The following is a 1563-nucleotide window of genomic DNA, read 5'->3' on the forward strand; positions in this document are numbered from 1 at the left end:
ACCGGGTCCGCCAGGACCACCGGGTCCGCCAGGACCGCCAGGGCTTCCAGGACCGCCTGGCCCACTAGGGCCACCCGGCCCACTAGCGCCACCCGCCGACCGCACCGCGGCCCGAGCCGCCGCGGGGCCTCCACCCGGCGGGACCACGGGCTGAGGGGCAGCAGCAGCCTGACCAGCACCTCCGGCACCGGCTCCGACACCGGCCGCCCCGCCATACCCATGCGCGTCAGGCCCGGGCACGTACCCCATGGCGGGCCCGGCCCCACCCCCGGAGAAGTTCACGCCGCGCTCGATCCGGTCCAGACGGGCCATCACGGAACGCTCGTCGCCGTACGCCGCCGGAAGCAGCACGCGTGCGCAGATCAGCTCGAGCTGGAGGCGCGGTGAATTGGCCCCCCGCATCTCCGTCAACCCCTCATTGACGAGATCGGCGGCCCGGCTCAACTCGGCGGCGCCGAAGACCCCGGCCTGGGCCTGCATCCGCTCCAGGACGTCTGTGGGCGCGTCGATGAGCCCCTTCTCGGCCGCGTCGGGGACGGCGGCCAGGATCACCAGGTCCCGCAGCCGCTCCAGCAGATCCGCGACGAACCGCCTCGGGTCGTTGCCCCCCTCGATGACCCGGTCCACGACCTCGAACGCGGCTGCCCCGTCCCCCGCCGCGAACGCCTCGACGACCGAGTCGAGCAAGGACCCTTCCGTATAACCCAGCAGCGACGTGGCCATGGCGTACGTCACACCGTCGTCGGCCGCCCCCGCCAGGAGCTGGTCCATCACGGACATCGAGTCACGCACGGACCCGGCCCCGGCCCGTACGACGAGCGGAAGCACCGCGTCCTCGACGGGGATCTCCTCCCTCGCGCACACATCGGCGAGGTAGTCCCGCAACGTCCCCGGGGGCACGAGCCGGAACGGATAGTGGTGCGTACGCGACCGGATGGTGCCGATGACCTTCTCGGGCTCGGTCGTCGCGAAGATGAACTTGAGGTGCTCCGGCGGCTCCTCGACCACCTTGAGCAGCGCGTTGAACCCGGCCGACGTGACCATGTGGGCCTCGTCGATGATGTAGATCTTGTACCGGCTGCCGGCCGGGCCGAAGAACGCCTTCTCCCGCAGCTCACGGGCGTCGTCGACACCACCGTGCGAGGCGGCGTCGATCTCGATCACATCGATCGACCCCGGACCGTTCCGCGCCAGGTCCTGGCACGACTGGCACTCACCGCAGGGCGTGGGCGTGGGCCCCTGCTCGCAGTTCAGGCACCGAGCCAGGATTCGCGCGCTGGTCGTCTTCCCGCACCCGCGCGGACCGCTGAACAGGTACGCGTGGTTGACCCGGTTGTTCCGCAGCGCCTGCTGCAGCGGGTCGGTGACATGCTCCTGCCCGATAACCTCGGCGAACGTCTCCGGGCGATAGCGGCGGTACAGCGCGAGAGAGGACACGCATACGAGGTTATAGCCGCCCACTGACAACCCGGCCCGCCCCGGCTCGGCCCCGTACCCGGCTCCGGTCACGCGCCTCAGACGCCCCAGGTCAGCCACCACCGGACCGCCACTGGACGCAGAAGA

Annotated in this window: 1 protein-coding gene; it reads right to left on the bottom strand. The window is 71.2% G+C overall.

Features of this window, described 5'->3' with window-relative positions; translation table 11 throughout:
* The coding region (locus tag FNH04_RS45830) for a DNA polymerase III subunit gamma and tau (RefSeq protein ID WP_322725761.1) at positions 1–1437 on the bottom strand (1437 nt) is incomplete at its 3' end.
* Between the last annotated feature and the right edge of the window lie 126 nt (positions 1438–1563).

Source organism: Streptomyces phyllanthi, assembly GCF_009377205.1.
Lineage (GTDB): Bacteria > Actinomycetota > Actinomycetes > Streptomycetales > Streptomycetaceae > Streptomyces > Streptomyces phyllanthi.